This is a genomic window from Sodalis sp. (in: enterobacteria) (assembly GCF_036327475.1).
Classification (GTDB): Bacteria; Pseudomonadota; Gammaproteobacteria; order Enterobacterales; family Enterobacteriaceae.
Genome location: NZ_CP132913.1, coordinates 209,036 through 229,107, shown reverse-complemented (window position 1 = coordinate 229,107; position 20,072 = coordinate 209,036). Strand labels below are relative to the sequence as shown.

Here is a 20,072-nt window from a genome sequence, read left to right as displayed (position 1 = left end):
ACAATTTCAATAAGCATTTTATAACACTTAAATATATTTTGTTTTTACCGCTGTCTCTCGTTATCCTATTCCGTGCCACGTGGCTTAGCATGCGGTGCCACGCGTTCAGGCCGGCTATAACAGGCAAAAGCCGAATAGAGCTAACACATCAGGGTCGCATGAGCGCATTGCCGACATTATAACAACGAATTCACCGCATCCATAGTATTAATCATGAATGTCAGCGCCGGAATGCGCGACGATTAAGGCCTGTTTGACGAACTATTAACCACACATAACAAGTAGGTACTTCCATGTCGAGTAAACTAGTACTAGTTCTTAATTGTGGCAGTTCATCTTTGAAATTCGCCATTATCGATGCCGCCAACGGTGAAGAACATATCTCCGGTCTCGCCGAGTGCTTCAATCTACCGGAAGCACGTATCAAATGGAAGATGGACGGCGTCAAGAAAGAAGCGGTGTTGGGTACCGGCAGCGCGCACAGTGAAGTGCTGCACTTTATCGTTAACACTATTTTGGCACAAAAACCGGAACTATCCACACAATTAACCGCCATCGGCCACCGCATCGTACACGGTGGTGAACGGTTCACACAGTCAGTCATTATCAATGACGAGGTATTAAAAGGCATCGAGGATTCCATCCCGTTTGCGCCGCTGCATAATCCGGCGCATCTTGTCGGTATCCGCGAAGTCCTGAAAGAATTTCCGCAGCTGGCACAAAAGAATGTAGCAGTTTTTGATACTGCTTTCTGTCAGACAATGCCGGAAGAATCGTATCTTTATGCCCTGCCATACTCCTTATATCAAGAACATGCTATCCGCCGCTACGGCGCCCACGGCACCAGCCACTTTTATGTCAGCCGCGAAGCGGCCAAGATGCTTAACAAGCCGGTTGACCAGTTTAATGTGATTACCTGCCATTTAGGCAACGGCGGCTCCGTTTCTGCCATCCGAAACGGACAGTGCGTAGATACGTCCATGGGGCTGACTCCGTTGGAAGGCCTGGTGATGGGTACCCGTAGCGGCGATATTGATCCGGCTATCGTGTTCCATTTACACGATGTATTAGGCATGTCAGTCGCCCGTATCAACACCCTGTTGACCAAAGAATCCGGTCTGCTGGGCTTGACTGGCGTGACCAGCGACTGTCGCTATGTCGAAGACAACTACCGTGATAAAGCCGACGCCCGCCGTGCCATGGATGTTTACTGCCACCGTCTGGCCAAGTACATCGGCTCCTATAGCGCGCTGATGGACGGACGGTTGGATGCGGTGATCTTTACCGGCGGCATCGGCGAGAACGCCGCGATGGTGCGCGCACTGTCGCTGAAAAAACTGGCGCTACTGGGCTTCGAGGTAGATCACGAACGCAACTTGGCCGCGCGTTTCGGCCACGCTGGCGTGATCACCGTCGACGCCAGCCGCCCAGCTATCGTCATCCCAACTAACGAGGAATTGGTCATCGCCCAGGACGCCGCGCGTCTGACCGCATAATTCTCATCTCCCTGCCAGTTTTGTCCGGCGGAGCTGTTTTTGACTAACGAGCAACCGTTGAAAGAGGTTTAGCCGTGTCCCGCACAATCATGTTGATCCCTACCGGCACCAGCGTCGGTCTGACCAGCGTTAGCCTCGGCGTAATCCGTGCCATGGAACAAAAGGGAGTGAGCCTAAGCGTGTTCAAACCCATCGCCCAGTCCCGATCTGGTGATGATACCCTCGACGCCACCACCCGTATTATCCGCACCAATTCTACCATTCCCTTCGCCGAACCCATAACCATGAGTCATGTGGAATCTCTGCTGGGCTCCAACCAGCAAGACGTGCTGATGGAAGAGATCATTGCCCACTATCATGCCAACACCAAAGAAGCGGAAGTGGTTCTGGTGGAAGGATTGGTGCCCACGCGTAAACACCAGTTCGCTACCGCGCTGAACTATGAAATCGCCCGCACACTGAGCGCCGAAATCGTTTTCGTGCTCTCGCTGGGCAACAACTCGCCAGACCAATTGAAAGAACGCATCGAGCTGGTACGCTTAAGCTTCGGCGGCAGAAAAAATAAAAACATTACCGGCGTTATCGTCAATAAATTGAACGCGCCGGTAGATGAGCAAGGTCACACCCGTCCTGACCTGTCGGAAATTTTCGACGACTCCAGCAAGGCCAGCGTTACCAACGTGGATCCGAACCTGCTGCTTGAAAATAGCCCGCTGCCGGTGCTGGGCTGCATCCCGTGGAATTCCGATCTCATCGCCACGCGCGCCATTGACATAGCCAGCCATTTAGGTGCCACCATTATTTACGAAGGGGAAATTCAGACCCGCCGCGTGAAATCCGTCACCTTCTGCGCGCGCAGCCTGCCGAACATGCTGGAACATTTCCGCCGAGGTTCACTGCTGGTGACCTCCGCCGACCGTCCCGATGTGCTGGTCGCCGCCTGTCTCGCCGCGATGAACGGAGTGGAAATCGGCGCGATGCTGTTGACCGGCGGCTATGATATCGATCCGCGCATTCGGCAGTTGTGTGAACGCGCCTTCCAGACCGGTCTGCCGATGTTTGCCGTGCAGACCAATACATGGCAGACGTCACTCAACCTACAGAGCGTCAGCCTGGAAGTGCCGGCTGACGACCATAGCCGGGTGGAAAAATTGCAAAACTATGTCGCGGGCCACATCGATAATACCTGGATTGAATCCCTATCCGCCAGCTCCGAACATTCGCGCCGCCTGTCGCCACCGGCGTTCCGCTATCAGTTGACCGAGCTGGCACGTCAAGCAGGCAAACGCATCGTGCTGCCGGAAGGCAATGAGCCGCGCACTGTCAATGCGGCATCCATTTGCGCCGAGCGCGGTATTGCCCACTGCGTGCTATTGGGCAACCCCGATGAAATTCAGCGTGTGGCCGCGGTACAGGGCGTTACGCTCGGCGACGGCATCGAAATCATCGATCCGGAAGTGGCGCGCGAGAAATATGTCGCACGGCTGGTCGAGCTGCGCAAAAGCAAGGGCATGACCGAAGTGGTGGCGCGCGAACAGCTGGAAGATAACGTAGTGCTTGGCACGCTGATGCTGGAGCAGAGCGAGGTGGACGGCCTGGTGTCAGGGGCGGTGCATACCACGGCCAATACCATCCGCCCGCCGCTGCAACTTATCAAGACTGCTCCAGGAAGTTCGCTAGTGTCGTCGGTGTTCTTCATGCTGCTGCCTGAGCAGGTGCTGGTATATGGCGACTGTGCCATCAACCCGGATCCGACCTCCGAGCAGCTGGCAGAAATCGCCATTCAGTCGGCCGACTCCGCTGCCGCCTTTGGTATTGAGCCGCGCGTTGCGATGATCTCTTACTCGACGGGCAACTCCGGTGCCGGCGGCGACGTCGAAAAAGTGCGTGAAGCCACGCGCCTGGTGCAGGAAAAGCGCCCGGATCTGGTCATCGACGGCCCGCTGCAGTATGACGCCGCCATTATGGCCGATGTCGCGCTGTTGAAAGCACCCAACTCACCGGTAGCGGGTCAGGCGACGGTCTTTATCTTCCCTGACCTGAACACTGGTAATACCACTTATAAAGCGGTACAGCGTTCGGCGGACCTGATCTCTATCGGCCCGATGCTGCAAGGGATGCGCAAGCCGGTCAACGACCTCTCGCGTGGCGCGCTGGTGGACGATATCGTTTATACGATCGCGCTGACCGCCATTCAGTCGAAACAGGCGGAAGGCTAATTCCGTGTTTGTCAGATATGACCACGCCGGTCTGAGGCCGGCGTTTTGCCCTGCCCGAGCTAGCAGGGCGCAACCTCCCATAGCACGCCTACATTTAGCCCATGCGCGAAGGTGACCCGCGCTGCGCGGCCAAGGGCTTTCCAAAGCTTTGGCCATCATTGCGGCTCAGCCACAGTATCATTGCGGCTCAGCCACAGTGATAACGCTTTCAGGGAGTCCGGGGTGAACTCGTCGAAGCGGCCAGTATTTCCTCCGGCGTTAGTCAATTGACCGCTTCCACCTCGCTCCTTGTAGCGCGAACGGGCCACGAGTCACGTAACTAAACAGCGATCCACACACCCGGTAGGCAGTATTCTCAAAATCAAATCACCCGTGTTCAGCGAACAGCACATCTGCAATGCCTAGCCCTTCTTCCACCTCACGATGGGCAGAACGAGCATCCCTTCACCGCTCTGCACCACGTCGCCAGCGATCGCATCCAGACAGCCCGGATAGAGATCTTTTCTGGCTGTACGATACTAAACCAAAAATATTGCCAGAACCATCATGCACCACAATATAACTGGCACAGTGACGCAGACGTTCCGCGCGCGCATCTGCTGACGGCTGGCCTTGGCTATAACTTCATATTTTATTGACAATGTCGACCTATTCCTCACCGGCAGACTGACTCTGTTGCTCCATCCTATGACACTCTTATGCAATAGCGCGAACTGCCCGCGCGGTGAGATTACGTAATTTAAATAGTTTCCCCGCCATCTAAAACAGTACCTGTAACCAACTGTCCGCCAGTAGATCATAGCTCGCCGGAAAACCGCCCTTGAGTAAGTTGACCGATCCCGGATTGAACAGAATACGCTTCCCAGCCTCTCCGCCTACGGAATGTGGGTGTAGCTGCATAAGAACGCGTAGCCGGGCGCCAGCGGAGGCAGATGCACCGGACTAATGAAACAGCTGCCGCGTTTCCCCCAGCAAAACCTGCGCCCAAGGCGCGCTAAAGGGAAATTCACTGTCGCAATTACCGCGTACCGTGATAATCCGCCGGAAATAAGCGTTAAGCGCGGCGGCGACCTTTGACACTATCATTAATTCCATTCCCTTCTCCTGTACACGCGTTGGTCCGCCACCCCTGCACAGGCAGTACAGCAGTCCAAGCTTAACAAACTTTACCCCGCCTACGTCAGCGCTATCCCGTCGCCAGTGGCCGATGCAGCGTTATTGCACCATAAGTCCGCTCATCATGCCGCTTATTCGCGTTATCCTAAGTAGGCTTTATGCTCGACGTTTATTATGCGCTCACGCCCAATGGCCATAAAATTGCACTGTTTTTAGAGGAGACCGGGGTACCTTATCAGTTTCACCGCTTGGATATCAGCGCCGGCGATCAATTCAAGTCGGCCTTCCTAGCCATCTCGCTGAATAACAAAATCCCAGCGATTGTCGACAACCAGCCGGCGGTGCGCCGTTAAGGCTGTTTGAATCTGGCGCCAATTCTACTCTATTTGACGGGAAAACCGGCCAGCTGCTGTTGCACGAACTACGTGAACGTCACGCCACCCTGCAGTGGTTCTTCTGGCAAATAGCGGGGTTCGGCCCGGTGCTTGGCCAAACCACCACTGTAGACAGTACCTACGGAAAAAGTTCCTTACACCATCAATCGCTACCGTACCAAAACCACGCAGCTGTACGGCGTGTTGGACAAGTAGTCGCATAACCATTGCTATATCGCAAGTGCACAGTATCGCCGATATCGCCACTTACCCCTGGCGGTGTCCTATGAGAGAATAAAATCCATACCCGTCCGGTGGTGTAGCGCGCCTGGCGGCGAGCCAACGGCTAAACCCTCGGTAGCGCGCAAATTCCGACGCTGCGTCCACTTTGGCATTTACCGCCGCCGCGGTCTCTGCTTTAGGCAGAATGGAGTTTGCCATCGCTGCCACACACCCCGCGGTCCGCGCGTAGCGATTGACGTCTGGCGGAGAACGCCACCATGAAATTTTAGTGACCGGCGGGTTCAGGCTGATTAGCCGATAGCTGATTATGGACTACAGACCTTGTCGCACTATGTTGCCATGTTGACCCGCGACGCCCAGCGCCCGCAGCAGACGCTTGGGTCGAAAATTACCACTATGACTACGCTGGCGCACCTCAACGAGTTCGATGCGGTGATAAACCTTGCCGGCGAGCCTATCGCAAAACGCCGCTGAACCGACGAGCAAAAACAACCGTACGCCAGAGCCGTTGAGACGTTATCGGCCAGTTGAATCTACTGATATGGCGATCAGGATGAGGTCATGGTGGACAAGGATGGACCGCCGATTTATCGATTTCGCCCACACGCTATGCGCTGACTGGGAGGATTTGGCGCTACTGGCCGCAGTGAAAACCCGCGTGTGTCTATCGCGCACTGTCGTGGTGTAGGCCGCCGACGACGGCCTGCTTGGCAGGCTTTTGCCGCTGTACAAAGTTGCGCTAGGTGAGACCCCATCGGCGACGGCACCCAGTTTATGTCCTAGATCCACATCGATGATAGCGTCAACACGCTGCTGTTCATGCTAACCACAGATCGACGCGGTTACTTAACTGTTGCAATCGCGGGCTCTGCAGGTTGCGAATATCGCCGACGGCGCCCATGATATCGCCGACGGCGCCCATGCTCTTCGATAATCCTCTGATTCAGAAAGATGACGTGATTGTAAACATGGCGCACAGCCTCGTCCTCTTCGGCCAGCTTTTGCATAATACGCAGCACTTCACCGAACAGCTCTAGGTTCAGCGCCGATGGGATCATCAAACAATAGCACTTCTGGCTCCATTACCATCGCGCTCAATGGAAACGCACTGCTGCCAGCTGGAGAGGTTGATGGGGTATTTGGTGCGTGCCTGTTCATCGATACCGACTTTGTCCAAATAGCGCACCGCGCGCTCGCGCGCGTCGTTTTTGACCTAGCACCTGCACTGGTGCTTCATAATGTTTTCCAGTACAGTCATAGGTCTCAAGAGACAAAATACTGGAATGCAACTGCTTTTTGTCAAACATTTTTATCTGGCCGTCATAATCGCGCACCATATGTTTCCAGGAAGTGGATGCAGCGCAAAAGGTACCTTTGCCCGACCCGTAGGATCCGATAATACTGATCGCATTGCCGGTATGTGCTTCCATCGACATGCCTTTCAATACTTCATAGTCACTATAGCGTTTATGCAGCTCCTGGATCTCGACAGTTTGATTTCTGTATGCGTATCCTGCACGTGTGTTATTGCGGTTTGAAATGGCGCAGCCAGCGCTTTGCCCGCCTGTTTAAACAGTTTAATCAAACCAAAAGAGATTATCAGATACATCACCGCGGCAATGCCAAAGGTATAAAATAGCTGATAGGTTGCCGAGTTGATATCGCGGGCTATTTTAATGTATCCAGAACCATGGCGGTGGAGTGCAGCATTAAAATCACTTCATAGCGCCGTGCCAGCTACAGCGGTACGCCGTTGGAGGGACAGTATACCACCCGAGAGCGAAGCGCATCATGGCGCAAAACAGAGGCCCGAGCACCAGATCAGGCACGCCGCGATCAGAGTAGTATGGTCTTCAAAGCAGTCCGTCAGCAAGCGGCTGTAGGAAAGTTTGTCGACGTCGATAAAAGATCGATCACCACCGACAGTAAAACGGAGCTGAGCCGCCAGCTTAAGCGTCACTAGCGCGCCGTTGATAATCAATTGCGAATACGCAAAAGCATCAATCATACCTGTCCTGTTGGGGGAGAAATACCGGCGTGACCCATTCCTTGTAAGTCTCACCGGTACCGATGCTGAAGAATTTGTCGTCTTTCACCGCTGGACTGGTGAGACTATAACTTTTTCCCGCGGACTGTTTCAGGAAGCCTTCGCTGCCGGCGACCTTGTTTTGAAATGCCGCATCGATGCGGCCGGAGATCAAATCGGCATAGATCAGATCCTGGTTTTGATAAGCGACCACATCCATGCCCTTCGACTGTCACCTTGCATTGGTGTAGGTTTCTTGTGTCGACCCCCGCAGAAAGCTTATCGGTAACGTTGAGCTCCTGCTGGCGTTTTAGTAATTGCGATGAGATAACTGAATCGATTTTTTCGTCTCCAGCGACGGGATCAGTGCATCGAAATCGCTTTCGACGAAGGCACACTTGCCTCAATACGTTTGCACAGATTTTTGGCTAAATCGCTGTCGAAACCAACCACCGCTAAAAGGGGCGCAGTCGGAGCCAATTTTGATGTTTTGGATACTGCAGCAAACATGCTGCCCCACCTAAGCCAGCGCCGCAAATTCCGCTTGAACTATTGCATATTTCATGCCATGTATCGCGCCGCCGGGGCGCATGGCGCTGAACGCGGCGAGACCCGTCGAACCCACACCTTTACGCCGCCCCACACCTTTACGCCGCAACAAACGCGCGCTGCATTAGGCGCGCCACCCATCGCGTACGATCGCCGTCGGCAACGCTTTATCCAGTATATTCATTGTTTTAATAATATTAACAATTAATTATAAAATTAAATATATGACTTGACTCAAGTGTCAGCCACCATGCTAACGCTGGAGCAGATTTTACGGCCGCACTAGATTGAATTGAGCGTGCGGTCGATCAAATGATATCGTTGTTTGGGCAGACCAGTAAAAGGCCAGGACCTGGGCATGATGACCGCGACGAGCTCGGCCGCAATGGTCATCAGGCGCAAGTGGCCCAGATGCAGCAGCGTTTCACGCACCACGAGCTGAAACCAGCGCCGCTCCTTTAGTACCATATCCGCCGCGCACGGACGATACCGGAGAGGGTTTTCGACCTCGGTCTGGGCGCGTAGTGCTTCGGAATTGTCGTTGGGCAGTGACTCCAAATAGAGATAGCACCGGGATTCAAATTGTTCCACATCGGAATTATCTTCCCGCACCGTCTGTTCCAAATCGGCCAAATCATGGAATATCTGCGTATCAGCGCCGATAAGTTACTGGATTTCGTCGACCTCGCGACCGTGGGCAATCAGCTCTGACGCGTTGGGCATATCGATGCCGTAGCGGTTCGGGAAGTGGATGCTGGTGCAGCAGAGGTCAGGTAAACGTGACGGGCGCCAGCCTAGTGCGTCATTTCCACGATTTGCTCCGAGGTCGTACCGCGCACGATGGAGTCGTCCATCAATATTACGCTTTCGGCGCACCAACTGCCGGCGAACCTGCTGATTTTATCGATGAACGAATCCGGCCGGGCGAAATAGATATACTCGAACGGACGCGGATGGCGCCGGAGGTTTTCGGCGCACTGCCAGGTAAATAGCTTCCCTTTTGCCGCGATATGCATCGCCTCGCCCGGCGAGATGTCAGGAAATCGAAGCCAAGCGTATCCGGCGCCATTCTTTCAGAGGCCACAATATACTCGTTGCGCCCGCCCGCAAGAGTGCGTTGACGCTAAACAGGATTTTCGAGTAGGAGGTAGTATTGACATGGTGTCGCTCCTTTCCAAACAACTTTTACGCAATTCGTGAGCGTTGGTCAGGTTACTGTTGTGCGCCAGGGTAATGCCGAACGGGAAGTAACGTAAAACAGCTGTGCCTCGGAGGCGCTTGTCTGCTGTCGGTCAGGTAGTGTAGCAAAACATGGCTCGCTCCCCATAATTGCCCTGAAAGCGCTGCATATGAGCCCTTGAAACATCCTTAACCAGTCCATGGCTTTACGGAGGCGAAAGCAATTTAATGTGCCGCATCCTGCCCACGGTGCTACAGCGCCGTTAATGCATCAATGGATAGACACTCTGGTTTGCCGGCATAAAACCGGCGATTCCGATTTCCTCATCAGCGTTACCGGTACAACCTACTACCTCGGTAAGAAACTCGACGTACTTTGCAAATAGTCAAAAAACCATCTGATGATACTGCTGAACTGCGGTATCAGCTTGGACTGCTGCCACTCCTGGCCGTGGTAGACACCAGTGAAGGCGTCAAGAAAGAACAGCACTGCAGACACGATTAGAACGCCCCGCAGCGCGCCGAAGCAGACGCCAAGGATCCGGTCGGTGCTGGATAAACCGCTCCGCTCCACCAGTGAGCTAATCGCGCAATTAACGATCGCCCCAACAATCATGGTCGCCACGAACAACAGGGCAATCGCAATGCCGTTGCGTACCATCTGCTCTTCAAAGCGGGTGAAGTATATCGCAAGGTAATCATGGCAATGGCTGGCGACAAAAAATGCACAACCCCAGGTAACTAAAGATAATACCTCGCGCACAAACCCGCGAATTAGACCCACAAAAGCGGAAAGAACAATGATACCAATAATGACGTAATCAACCAAGATCATGCATGCATCCAATAAAATTCGCCAGCTCAGCTATCTTCTACTGCCCCGTGTAGAAGGTGAGCATCCTACCGCGCCGGAGCAGCGTTTTATATCTGGCACTGGCATCGGGTCGCACCCGTAGTTAGGAACGGCGAAAGCCTAACGTACGCCATAGGGCCGCAATTGGCCGTTAAGGCCGCTCAACTGATTCAATTCGTCGAGCGCGAATTGCAGTTTTTCCTTGGATGCATCCGGACCGATAAATATCCGCGTAATCTGTCCCCGAACTGGCGCCGATGGTAAGGTATAAACGCGGTAGCCGGACAGCCGCAACCTGGTCACAATCTCCGACACTTTATCGGCGTTTTTTAGCGCGCCCAACTGCACCACCCACGCCTGCCCTTTCGGCGCCTGCTCGGCGGCCGACCCATTGTCGGGCTTAGGCGCCTGCGGTTTGGGTACCGACTTGCTCTCAGGCCGTGCGACCGGTTTAGGCTCGGGTTTAGCTAGCACGGGCGGCGTAGTTTTTATCTCCGGTGTCGCCAGCGTTTCCGGCTGGCGAGAACCCCTGGCGACATTGGGCAGCGGCGCCGCTAGCTGACCGCTGTTGGCTGGCAGCGTTGCATAGAGCTTATCGCTGTCGCCTGGTTTCGGCAACAGCGGAATAGCAGCGAACTCGTCCTGATAGTGTTTCTTTTTACCGTCTAGCAAGCCAGGCAAAATAATGACGCCAAGGGCGACAAGGATAATAGTCCCCACCAGGCGGTTCTGAAATTTACTCGCCACAATATTTCTCCCTTTCAGTCAGCGCCATGACCGGTGCCACGGCATGGAAAGAGCCGAAAACCAGCACGCAATCCTCCGGCGAAGCGTCCGCTGTTGCCTGATGCCAGGCGCTTAGCACGTCCTCGAACCGTTGCGCGTCGCTGTCAAGATGGGCGGCTAGCTGTGCGGCACTGGCGGCGCGCGGCCCATCGAGGGAGGCGCAATACCAGACATCCACCTGCCCACGCAGACAAGCGAGCGTGCCGACGACATCTTTATCCGCCAGCATGCCAACCACCGCCCGCACCTTGCCGGTATGGGGCAGGGCCGCCAGACGCCGGGCCAGGTATCCGGCGGCGTGGGGATTGTGCGCCACGTCTAGTATCGTTAACGGCACTCGGTCGATACACTGGAAACGTCCAGGCAGCGCAGCCTTTCGTAACCCATGGCGCACCGCCGCCTCCGGCACCGTGAACGGCAGGCAGCCAACAGCGGCCACTGCGGTGGCGGCATTTTCCAAGGGAATGGCAGGCAACGGCAGAGCCGTGAGCTCGCACAAGCCGTCCCACCAGTGCAAGTGCTGGCCATCCTGGTGCCACCACCAATCGCGGTCGCAGGCATACAAGATGGCACCGATATCGGCCGCGGCGGCGTCGAGGGTATCCGGCCGATCGGGCTCACCCACAATCGCCGGCCTGCCGCACCGGAAGATACCGGCTTTTTCTCGCGCAATGCTGGCGCGATCCGGCCCTAGCCAATCGGTATGATCGAGGGCAATGGAGGTGATCACGGATACGTCGGCGTCAATGATATTAGTGGCGTCCAGCCGCCCCCCCAGCCCAACCTCCAGGATCACCACATCCAGCGACGCTTGCCGGAATAGCTGTAGCGCCGCGAGCGTACCGAATTCGAAATAAGTGAGAGAGGTGGCGCCGCGACCGGTTTCGATAATCGCCATCGCCTCGCTATGGGCGGCTTCTGGCAATTCATTGCCCTGGATACGCACCCGTTCGGTGTAGCGCAGTAAATGCGGCGAGCTATAGACCCCAACCCGCATGCCGCTGGCCAGCAAGATGGCTTCCAGCAGCCGGCAGGTGGTGCCTTTACCGTTGGTGCCGCCAACGGTAATGACACAGGGAGCCGGGCGTAGCAGATGCAGGTCGGTAGCCACATAGTTAACTCGCTCCAGGCCCAGATCGATAGGTTTGGCGTGCAGACGTTCAAGATAACGAAACCACGCGGTCAGTGGCGACGTGGCTTGGGGGATAGGCAGATTTTCCATATGTCCGTTCTTGACTTATGCTGGGTTATCACTAAGCCTGCCCGCCACGGCAGATGGCTATTGGCGGGCTTGCGCCGTTCGTTTAGGCCTCCTCCTGATAATCCTCTGGGCCCACATCAGGGCGCGGTTCGTGCGGCAATAGATCCTGCGGCTGCGGTCGATTTGTCAGTTTCGCCAGCAGGCTAGCAAGACGCAGACGCATTTCCGGGCGGCGCACGATAAGATCAATGGCGCCCCTTTCCAGCAGAAATTCACTACGTTGAAAGCCGGCCGGCAGTTTTTCACGCACCGTCTGTTCAATTACGCGTGGGCCGGCAAAGCCAATCAGCGCTTTCGGCTCGGCGACGTTCAAATCCCCAAGCATTGCCAGACTGGCCGAAACGCCCCCCATAGTGGGATCGGTCAGAACCGAAATGTAAGGCAACCGCCGTTCGCGCAGCCGCGCCAGCGCAGCGCTGGTCTTGGCCATCTGCATCAGCGACATCAGCGCCTCCTGCATACGGGCGCCGCCGCTGGCGGAAAAGCATACCAGTGGACAGTCGTCCGCCATTGCCCGCTCAACAGCGCACACAAAACGTGCGCCGACAACAGAGGACATCGACCCGCCGATAAAGGCGAATTCAAAGGACGCGGAGACCACCGGCATGCCGTACAGTGTGCCTTTCATTACCACCAGCGCCTCCTTCTCGTCGGTGGCCTTCTGGGCCGCAGACAGGCGATCCTTATACTTTTTTGAGTCCTTAAACTTCAGGATATCTTTCGGCTCCAGCTCGCTACCGAGTTCTGACTCGCTTCTTTTATCCAGGAAAGCACGCAGGCGTGCGCGTGCGGTCATGCGCATATGGTGATCGCATTTGGGGCAGACCCCCAGATTGCGCTCCAACTCTGCGCGGTACAGTACCTGTCCGCAGCTATCACATCTGGTCCATACGCCCTCGGGAATGTTCGCCCTGCGTGCCGAGGTGATAGTGCTCTTATTGAGAATTCGTTCAATCCAGCTCATCGATAACCTTTCTGTTTGAACCTGACATCCGCCAGGCCGCTACATATACTTGACCTTTACATATATACTTGACCTTTACCGCGGCGGGAAGGCCGCCGTTTTGCGCACTCTACGCCGAAAAGTTTCCAATTAAACCATAACAGTCAGCGACTTTTCGTAGAAAACTCTGTACTTTGTACACATTTTGCGGCATCGAGAAATTGCTCACTTTTACCGTCATCGGGCGGGTGGCGATAGCGCACGTTTTACCACCGTGGCGGGCATAAATGGTTTTTTCTAGATAGCTTCGTCGGAATAGTTTTGACGGGGTGGCTGAACCGCTTTTCGTCGAATAGGCGGCCAATGGCACAATTGATCGTATCGCCGGCGATCGCTACCAGAACCTTTAAAAGCACAATCACATGAATATCAAGCCCGGCAACAAACAGCAGCAAGTCCTTAGCAGGAAAGGCGTGACTACCAGACCGGTTTCGCAAAGCAGAATCATAAATGAGAGAGCGTATACCCAAACACCGTACTGCGCCACAAGTTCTGCCAGGTGGAGATCGATATGTAAAATAAAATCGATGATAAATTTTATATATTTCATGCAGTTATTCCATCAATGCAGCGCGATAGACATGAGCGGTCACTCCGCTAGAAATAATGGCCCCGGCGGCGGCGAAAGCAAAGCGAAACGCGATGGATACTCCACTGCCACCAGATAAAGCCCCTCCGCCGGGGCGGTAGCGCCGGCCTGAGTTCGGTCGTGGCACGCCAGCAGTTCGGCTATCCAGCTTTCCGGCCGGTTGCCGCAACCTACCTCCAGCAGACTGCCTACAATATTACGAACCATATGATGAACAAAAGCATTCGCTTTGATATCCACAACTACATATTGCCCCTGACGCGTGACGTACAAATGGTGCACGTTGCGCCATGGAGAACGCGATTGGCACTGCAGGGCGCGGAAAGAGGTGAAATCCTGCTTTCCAAGCAAACACTGGCCCGCGCGCGCCATCGATGGCGTATCAAGGGGGTGATAATAGTGCATCAGCCCGCGGCCGAGTAGCGCCGGACGCAGGCGATGGTTATAAATAAGATAGCGGTAGCGCCGGGAGGTGGCGCTGAAACGCGCATGAAAATCGTTCGTCACCGGCGCCGCCCAGCGCACGGCGATATCATGGGGCAGATTGGCGTTAACGCCTAGCGTCCAGGCGGTGGCCGGCCGGCGCGCCCGGGTGTCGAAATGAACGACCTGCCCCGTCGCGTGCACGCCGGCATCGGTACGTCCGGCACAGTGAACCACGACAGGCTCATTGGCGACCGTCGAGAGAGCGCGCTCAAGACACGCCTGCACACTGGGCGCTTCCTGCTGACGCTGCCAGCCGTAGTACGCACTGCCGTCATACTCAATTCCGAGCGCCAGCTTCATCACGCCACCAATTGGCCGCCGACGCCGGCGCTTCGTCCAACCCCTGAGAGCAGCGCCGTTTGCGCCATTACCATGCGTTAGTCTCGGCTATCAGTTTTTCCGCAGTAAGTGCCGCCATCAATGCACCGCCGAAGTGAACATTGCCCACTACTGACCAGAATTACAGTAAATCAGGTATGCCATAATCGTTACGTAATACGCAAACAGTCAATATTCAGATCGACATTCCCTGAGGCACCTTCCACCGGCATCGGGTAGTTCGGCTCATCGCTCAAGGTCAGCCCCTTGCTGGCCGCCAGCGCCACGCGTATCTCTCTGCGGCATTGCATTGGCGGCAGCGTTTCCAGATGCACCAGCTGTGTATGGCCGTAGAACATCGGCGTTGCACGCTGCTGACCGAAACAGTAGCCCCTCATCGCACAGGATTTGCGCACTTCGCCTACCAGGCGGCGCTCGCTACGCGCCGATCCCGCATCGTCTGGCAGCAGCGGCGGCAAATGACGCGGAAAGAAGCCGGGCTCAGAGGCCAAACCATTCAACAGACACGCGTTCTGACCCAACAAACCAGTCAGGGGTTTTACCGCCAGCAGTAATTGACTGATCAGGGCATCCGCTACTGCCACCATGCTACAGTTTCGGTAATCGACAAGCACATCATCATTAACCCCAGCGCCACGAGCAGGACGTCCGGTTCCAGGGTGAACAGGTCACCGACATCCATAACCAGACGGCCGACGGCGGCGTCAGCGGCATACAGCGCCGAGATCTGGCGCCGGCGATAAAAACACTGCGCCTGCGACCAGTCAAATTGCGTCGCTTCACTGACCTGGAGATTTGCTCGTTGATCCACACCGTCTCACTAAAAAGTTCCCCTAACAGGAATTGGCGTTCTTGTACAATATCCAGTTGCCCCAAGAAGGGCGATATTGCCGTCTCCCATTACTGAGATACTCTATGGCGCTCCGCGGCAGTATGCGTCATCAAAATGTGGTGAGATGCCATTGGCGTATCCGCTGCCCGCCACAGGCCTGAGGATGCGTGAGCGAGTACGCGCCCGCCGGCGCGATGGGGCATCACTCGACACCAAAGACATCATATGCCTTTCGCGGCCTTAATCGACGGCCGGCCTGGCTTGGAACCCCAGCTGCTGCAAAGTATTCGCAGCGGCGTCGTCGTCGGTCTCTACGCAGAGCGACGACCACTCTCGGCGCTGATAATAGTGTTTACGCAAGCGATCAAACTCGCCAGGCAGACTGGCCGCGCGACGCAACTGCATATCATCACGCCGCACATCATAGACCAGATGCGCCAACAGGCGCAGCGCTTCTTCATCAATAGCACCGCGTAGATGGATACGATCCACCGCCGGTTGCGGCAACATCGCCGCCAGGCTCGCGCGCGCGTCGCTGCCAACAAAGGCACTGTAGGCATTGAAGATCTGCATCGTGCCGCGCGCCCTGCCTTCCAGCGTATAGCCGGCAATATGAGCGGTACCGATATCAATGCGGGCCAGTAGCGGCAGCGACAACGCCGGCTCCGGCTCCCAGACGTCCAGCACTACGCCCATGGGCTTACCCTGTTCTAGCGTGTGCAGCAGGGCGGCGTTATCCACTACCGCACCTCGGCAGGCATTAATGATAATACGGCCGGCCGGCAACGCCGCCAGCAGCGTCTCGTCGACCAGATGCCAGGTCGCATGCCGGCCGTCGCGGGTGAGCGGCGTGTGAAAAGTCAGCACATCCGCCTCAGCCACCAGCTTTTTCAGCGGCTGCCAGTCGCCCGGTGCCCCTGCTTCCGCCAGCGGCGGATCGCACAACAAAGTACGTACGCCGAACGCATTCAGCCGCCGCTGTAAACGGCCGCCGACGTTGCCGGCGCCGACAATGCCGACGGTCTTATCGCGTAGGGCGAAACCGTCGCGCTGAGCCAGCCACAGCAGCGCGGAAAAAACATATTCCACTACCGCAATCGCATTGCAGCCAGGGGCCGCGGAAAAACTAATTCCCGCCTGCGCCAGCCAATCCTCATCCACATGATCGGTTCCAGCGGTGGCGGTACCGACGAACGCGACTCGGCTGCCATCGAGCAGAGCGCCGTCGACACGGGTCACCGAACGCACCATTAGCGCGTCGGCCAGCGCCAACGCCGGCGTGGGAATAGCTCTGCCCGCTACCGCCTGTACATCGCCCAAGCGACCGAACAGCGCACTGGCGTAGGGCATATTCTCATCGACCAGGATTTTCACATTAGACTCCGGTAATACCCCGCTCTCAAACGTTAAATTGGGAATATTCTGCCACCGAATGCACAGGAATCACAATTCTATCACACTTCATTTTGCCATTGTCGTCAACGCAACCAGCTAAGATTGCGTGGCACAGTCTAATGAGCCAGTCCGGCAGAAAATGCCTCCAGGCGCCAAAGGCTACCTTTGCGGCGGGGCTTGCTATTATCAGTCCCCTACAGCCGCACGCGTTCGCGCCGTCGCGCCGGATTTTCACCGTCTGCCATCCAACCAGTTACCGGTACGCCGCCACGGTGTCAGACGTCACCGCCGCCGGCCCTGATCAGCTGTTGACCACCGTCCAGCGCACCGCGCCTGAGCGGCTGATTACCCGCATCTTGGCTCTGAGTACCAGCAAACCCGCGAAATACTGCAAAGCGGGCTTGGATATTCCGGACCGATCACACTCTGCTGGCGGCGGCACACTAGGTCATCAGTCAGCTCATTACAAGATTGGCGGCATTGATCGGCGAAACGCCGATCGCGCTGGGAAAGTCTGCATCGCATGATGAGGCTGAAATCCGGCAATCCGATTCTTGCCCGCTATTTCCCGCTGTTAAGCCAGTTTTTACAAAGCCATCTTACGCTGCCGCAGTAAGGGCATCCCACCCTGGCGAAATTAGCGCCTAGGTTGACACGGTGTGCAGTATCTGTATCTGTTTATTTATTTATCGCCTGAGCCGCACCCACAGCCAGCATTTAACCACCGATGTCCGACTGCTTCAGCCGATGACTCATCCACTCATCGCGACGGAACACGAGCCGCGGTCCGTCCGCGCAGCGCGTTCACCGCTGGTGATCTTGGTGTTTGTCACCGTGGCGCTGCTTGTCGTCTGGCTGCTGACCCACCGATAGCCTGGCACGGCGCCAGGATAGGCGCGAGGAAAGATTGACGATGAACGCGGTTGAGGTGGTTACTGCGCTGGACGCAACTGCCGCCGGCCTGCGGCGAGTTGGCACGGGCGACAACGGTTGTGCTGCAGCAAACGCGGTTTTGCGCGATTAGCGCCGCACGGGAGGCGTTACCATGGTAGGCCGGCGCGAAATCCGCCGTTTGCACGCACACAGGTGCTGTTCAGCAGCGTTACGGCAACGTCAGCGCAGCGCGATAGCATGGCAGCGCTAAATACCGAGGCGCGTAATAGTCCGGCAGGGCATAGGCAACATCCTGAAACACGCTGTAGCCACCTACCGTATGGCATCCAGCGCCGGTCAAGCCAGCCCTAACAGTACCAAACCGGGATCCGTCGCTAGCCACAGGTAGGGCGAGGCCGAGCGCTTCCCATCCAGCGAGAGGAACGTCAGCCATAAGCCATACGCCGCCTAAGCGATCCTGCCAATGGCTGCCCCAATTAGGGTGTCGGTTAGCGATTGGCTCAAAACCCAGCGTTACGCGTCCTATCAGCAGCAGCGCCTAACCGGATAAACCGGGGACGGCAGCATGGCGAAAGGCAGATAGAACACGCCGGCAAGTCCGCATGCCGCCATCCTCTGAAGTGCTGATCAGCTTGGTGCCGAACTGGTCGGCGAGTCTGCTAGCGTAACTGCGGATCAGTACTGTAGCCAGTAACTGAACACCGACTACGACGCCAGCCAAGGTATTACTTAGCCCAAGCTCGTCATGGACGAACTGGACAACCGATAGCGATAACGCCACGGTTAAATAACACAGAAACATCGCGCTACACAGCGAGAACATCGTCTTGTTCCCTGAATAGCCAGCATAGCCGGTTCGGCGTGCACAGTGCGGGCTTGTTCATGATAATTAATGAAATAGAGATTATAAAAACCAACACCCTTTCCTCTGTCGAGGGCATCACGGTAGAAAGGGAAGCATTGGTTAGCGTGACGGCTCACGCCGGTGTGCGACAAAGGAGCCGCGAAGGCCGCCACTCCACGGCACGCCCGCATCTGACGCGGCTCAACGGTATTTCCGCATCACAAGCGTAGCGTTGGTGCCGCCGAAACCAAAGCTGTTGCTCATCACGGTAGTCAAGGTGCGCTGAGTCGGCTCAGTGATGACATTCATCCCTTCCGCTTGAGGATCGAGTTCGTCAATATTGACGCTCGGAGCGATAAAACCATGCTCCAACATCAGCAACGTAAAGATTGTCTCATGTACCCCTGCTGCGCCCAGTGAGTGGCCGGTCATCGCTTTGGTAGAGGAGAACGCCGGATGCTGGCTGCCGAAGGTTTCACGAATCGCCCACAGCTCTTTCACGTCACCGACAGGGGTGGAGGTGCCGTGGACATTAAGATAATCCACCGGCGTATCAACCTTTTTCAATGCCATCTGCATACAACGAATGGCACCTTCGCCGGACAGCGCTACCATGTCCGCGCCGTCGGAGGTCGCGCCATAACCGATGATTTCAGCATAGATATAGGCGCCGCGGGCCAGAGCGTGTTCCAGCTCTTCCACGACAACGATACCGCCGCCGCCGGCGATAACAAAGCCGTCACGATTAACGTCATAGGTTCGCGACGCTTTCTGCGGCGTTTCGTTGTAGCGAGTGGACAACGCCCCCATGGCATCAAATTCACAGGCCATTTCCCAGCACAGCTCTTCACCGCCGCCGGCAAAGACCACATCTTGTTTGCCAAGCTGGATCATTTCCACTGCATTGCCGATACAGTGCGCGGAGGTCGAACAGGCGGAACTGATGGAATAATTGACGCCGCGAATTTTAAAAGGCGTCGCCAGACACGCCGATACGCCAGAAGCCATGGCTTTTGTGACCATATATGGCCCCACGCCGCGCAAACCACGGGCGCGCATGCCGTCGGATCCGGCAACCTGATTGCGCGGTGAACCGCCGCCGGAGCCCACAATAAGGCCGGTACGATCGTTGGAGACCATATTGGGGGTTAGGCCGGAATCGGCAATCGCCTGCTCCATAGACAGGAAGGCGTAGACAGAGGCATCACTCATAAAGCGCGCTATTTTGCGATCAATCAGCCCAGTGGTATCGAGTTTGACATTGCCCCAGACATGGCTGCGCATGCCTGAATCTTTCAATTCCTGAGAAAAGGTAATCCCGGAGCGGCCTTGTTGCAACGAGGCCAGGACTTCTTTTTTGTCGTTACCGATACTTGATAAGATCCCCAGGCCGGTGATCACAGCACGTTTCATTTAATACCCCTTGCGATAATATTTGAGTCTCGGTCACGCACTTTAGCTTACAGATGTAAGCTGAACAAGTCCGATCGGTGGATGTTAGCAAAAAAAGCCCGCGTGGTTAGAATCGTACCACTTTTCCTGCCGTGAGCCTGCTGCCGTGAACCGTCACGCTATTGTATTCCTCTTC

General features: G+C 55.9%; 17 protein-coding genes and 7 pseudogenes. 7 read left to right on the top strand and 17 right to left on the bottom strand.

The features are described from left to right. The first annotated feature begins 293 nt into the window (after window positions 1-293). A complete protein-coding gene (gene ackA / locus GPOALKHO_RS01275; RefSeq protein ID WP_406702623.1) occupies window positions 294-1,496 on the top strand; it encodes an acetate kinase in 1,203 nt (400 codons plus the stop codon). Window positions 1,497-1,570: 74 nt separating this feature from the next. Beyond that, on the top strand, window positions 1,571-3,715 hold the full coding sequence (gene pta, locus GPOALKHO_RS01270) for a phosphate acetyltransferase (RefSeq protein ID WP_406702622.1): 2,145 nt from the start codon (window positions 1,571-1,573) through the stop codon (window positions 3,713-3,715). Between the two features lie 155 nt (window positions 3,716-3,870). On the opposite strand, the pseudogene yfcD reads toward pta, so the two are convergent. Further along, window positions 3,871-4,357: pseudogene (gene yfcD / locus GPOALKHO_RS01265) on the bottom strand (NUDIX hydrolase YfcD). Window positions 4,358-4,657: 300 nt separating this feature from the next. Continuing rightward, window positions 4,658-4,810, bottom strand: a complete 153-nt coding sequence (locus GPOALKHO_RS01260; RefSeq protein WP_406702621.1) for a hypothetical protein — start codon at window positions 4,808-4,810, stop codon at window positions 4,658-4,660. A 179-nt stretch (window positions 4,811-4,989) separates the two neighbouring features. Between GPOALKHO_RS01260 and GPOALKHO_RS01255 the strand changes: the two are divergent. Then, window positions 4,990-5,482, top strand: a pseudogene (locus GPOALKHO_RS01255) (thiol:disulfide oxidoreductase); the annotation flags it as partial. 287 nt (window positions 5,483-5,769) lie between these two features. Further along, entirely contained in the window at window positions 5,770-5,922 is a 153-nt protein-coding gene (locus tag GPOALKHO_RS01250; protein ID WP_406702620.1) for a hypothetical protein, read from the top strand. Between the two features lie 343 nt (window positions 5,923-6,265). Here the strand turns inward: GPOALKHO_RS01250 and GPOALKHO_RS01245 are convergent. The 4 genes and pseudogenes from GPOALKHO_RS01245 to GPOALKHO_RS01230 form a co-directional block, all read right to left on the bottom strand. Continuing rightward, window positions 6,266-6,989, bottom strand: a pseudogene (locus GPOALKHO_RS01245) (ATP-binding cassette domain-containing protein). Then, window positions 6,973-7,170: pseudogene (locus tag GPOALKHO_RS01240) on the bottom strand (amino acid ABC transporter permease); the annotation flags it as partial. The pseudogenes GPOALKHO_RS01245 and GPOALKHO_RS01240, both read right to left, overlap by 17 nt. A gap of 67 nt (window positions 7,171-7,237) precedes the next feature. Then, entirely contained in the window at window positions 7,238-7,456 is a 219-nt protein-coding gene (locus GPOALKHO_RS01235) for a hypothetical protein (RefSeq protein WP_406702618.1), read from the bottom strand. A gap of 52 nt (window positions 7,457-7,508) precedes the next feature. After that, a pseudogene (locus GPOALKHO_RS01230) lies at window positions 7,509-7,984 on the bottom strand (transporter substrate-binding domain-containing protein); the annotation flags it as partial. Here GPOALKHO_RS01230 and GPOALKHO_RS01225 point away from each other — a divergent pair. Next, on the top strand, window positions 7,965-8,231 hold the full coding sequence (locus tag GPOALKHO_RS01225; RefSeq protein ID WP_406702616.1) for a hypothetical protein: 267 nt from the start codon (window positions 7,965-7,967) through the stop codon (window positions 8,229-8,231). The pseudogene GPOALKHO_RS01230 and the gene GPOALKHO_RS01225 sit on opposite strands and share 20 nt — an antisense overlap. 290 nt (window positions 8,232-8,521) lie before the next feature. Here GPOALKHO_RS01225 and GPOALKHO_RS01220 read toward each other — a convergent pair. From GPOALKHO_RS01220 to pdxB, 10 genes and pseudogenes are all read right to left on the bottom strand, one after another. After that, window positions 8,522-9,320, bottom strand: a pseudogene (locus tag GPOALKHO_RS01220) (hypothetical protein); the annotation flags it as partial. A 231-nt stretch (window positions 9,321-9,551) separates the two neighbouring features. Further along, a complete protein-coding gene (cvpA, locus tag GPOALKHO_RS01215; protein WP_406702614.1) occupies window positions 9,552-10,037 on the bottom strand; it encodes a colicin V production protein in 486 nt (161 codons plus the stop codon). Window positions 10,038-10,175: 138 nt separating this feature from the next. After that, window positions 10,176-10,802: a cell division protein DedD gene (gene dedD / locus GPOALKHO_RS01210; protein ID WP_406702613.1), complete on the bottom strand. Its 627-nt coding sequence runs from the start codon at window positions 10,800-10,802 to the stop codon at window positions 10,176-10,178. Continuing rightward, window positions 10,792-12,063: a bifunctional tetrahydrofolate synthase/dihydrofolate synthase gene (gene folC, locus GPOALKHO_RS01205; protein ID WP_406702611.1), complete on the bottom strand. Its 1,272-nt coding sequence runs from the start codon at window positions 12,061-12,063 to the stop codon at window positions 10,792-10,794. Before folC ends, dedD begins: the two co-directional genes overlap by 11 nt. 82 nt (window positions 12,064-12,145) lie before the next feature. Then, window positions 12,146-13,066, bottom strand: a complete 921-nt coding sequence (gene accD, locus GPOALKHO_RS01200; protein ID WP_406702610.1) for an acetyl-CoA carboxylase, carboxyltransferase subunit beta — start codon at window positions 13,064-13,066, stop codon at window positions 12,146-12,148. Between the two features lie 229 nt (window positions 13,067-13,295). After that, a pseudogene (locus tag GPOALKHO_RS01195) lies at window positions 13,296-13,655 on the bottom strand (hypothetical protein); the annotation flags it as partial. A gap of 39 nt (window positions 13,656-13,694) precedes the next feature. Beyond that, window positions 13,695-14,480 carry a tRNA pseudouridine(38-40) synthase TruA gene (truA, locus tag GPOALKHO_RS01190; protein ID WP_406702608.1) on the bottom strand — a complete coding sequence of 262 codons (786 nt, stop codon included), beginning with the start codon at window positions 14,478-14,480 and terminating at the stop codon, window positions 13,695-13,697. Window positions 14,481-14,668: 188 nt separating this feature from the next. Further along, window positions 14,669-15,133: a hypothetical protein gene (locus tag GPOALKHO_RS01185; RefSeq protein WP_406702607.1), complete on the bottom strand. Its 465-nt coding sequence runs from the start codon at window positions 15,131-15,133 to the stop codon at window positions 14,669-14,671. After that, window positions 15,094-15,330: a hypothetical protein gene (locus GPOALKHO_RS01180; RefSeq protein ID WP_406702605.1), complete on the bottom strand. Its 237-nt coding sequence runs from the start codon at window positions 15,328-15,330 to the stop codon at window positions 15,094-15,096. The genes GPOALKHO_RS01185 and GPOALKHO_RS01180 overlap by 40 nt, the downstream gene beginning before the upstream one ends. A 261-nt stretch (window positions 15,331-15,591) precedes the next feature. Beyond that, a complete protein-coding gene (gene pdxB, locus GPOALKHO_RS01175) occupies window positions 15,592-16,725 on the bottom strand; it encodes a 4-phosphoerythronate dehydrogenase PdxB (RefSeq protein ID WP_406702603.1) in 1,134 nt (377 codons plus the stop codon). A gap of 140 nt (window positions 16,726-16,865) precedes the next feature. Here pdxB and GPOALKHO_RS01170 point away from each other — a divergent pair, with 140 nt between their 5' ends. Beyond that, window positions 16,866-17,273: a hypothetical protein gene (locus GPOALKHO_RS01170; RefSeq protein ID WP_406702602.1), complete on the top strand. Its 408-nt coding sequence runs from the start codon at window positions 16,866-16,868 to the stop codon at window positions 17,271-17,273. Between the two features lie 130 nt (window positions 17,274-17,403). Next, window positions 17,404-17,619, top strand: a complete 216-nt coding sequence (locus tag GPOALKHO_RS01165) for a hypothetical protein (RefSeq protein ID WP_406702601.1) — start codon at window positions 17,404-17,406, stop codon at window positions 17,617-17,619. A 1,066-nt stretch (window positions 17,620-18,685) separates the two neighbouring features. Here the strand turns inward: GPOALKHO_RS01165 and fabB are convergent. Next, window positions 18,686-19,897: a beta-ketoacyl-ACP synthase I gene (fabB, locus tag GPOALKHO_RS01160; protein ID WP_406702600.1), complete on the bottom strand. Its 1,212-nt coding sequence runs from the start codon at window positions 19,895-19,897 to the stop codon at window positions 18,686-18,688. Window positions 19,898-20,072 lie beyond the last annotated feature (175 nt).

Coding starts and splice junctions, on each gene's coding strand:
- cvpA (WP_406702614.1), bottom strand. CDS start 10,037: ATGATCTTGGTTGATTACGTCATTATTGGTATCATTGTTCTTTCCGCT.
- ackA (WP_406702623.1), top strand. CDS start 294: ATGTCGAGTAAACTAGTACTAGTTCTTAATTGTGGCAGTTCATCTTTG.
- GPOALKHO_RS01235 (WP_406702618.1), bottom strand. CDS start 7,456: ATGATTGATGCTTTTGCGTATTCGCAATTGATTATCAACGGCGCGCTA.
- accD (WP_406702610.1), bottom strand. CDS start 13,066: ATGAGCTGGATTGAACGAATTCTCAATAAGAGCACTATCACCTCGGCA.
- fabB (WP_406702600.1), bottom strand. CDS start 19,897: ATGAAACGTGCTGTGATCACCGGCCTGGGGATCTTATCAAGTATCGGT.
- truA (WP_406702608.1), bottom strand. CDS start 14,480: ATGAAGCTGGCGCTCGGAATTGAGTATGACGGCAGTGCGTACTACGGC.
- folC (WP_406702611.1), bottom strand. CDS start 12,063: ATGGAAAATCTGCCTATCCCCCAAGCCACGTCGCCACTGACCGCGTGG.
- GPOALKHO_RS01170 (WP_406702602.1), top strand. CDS start 16,866: ATGAGCCAGTCCGGCAGAAAATGCCTCCAGGCGCCAAAGGCTACCTTT.
- GPOALKHO_RS01260 (WP_406702621.1), bottom strand. CDS start 4,810: ATGGAATTAATGATAGTGTCAAAGGTCGCCGCCGCGCTTAACGCTTAT.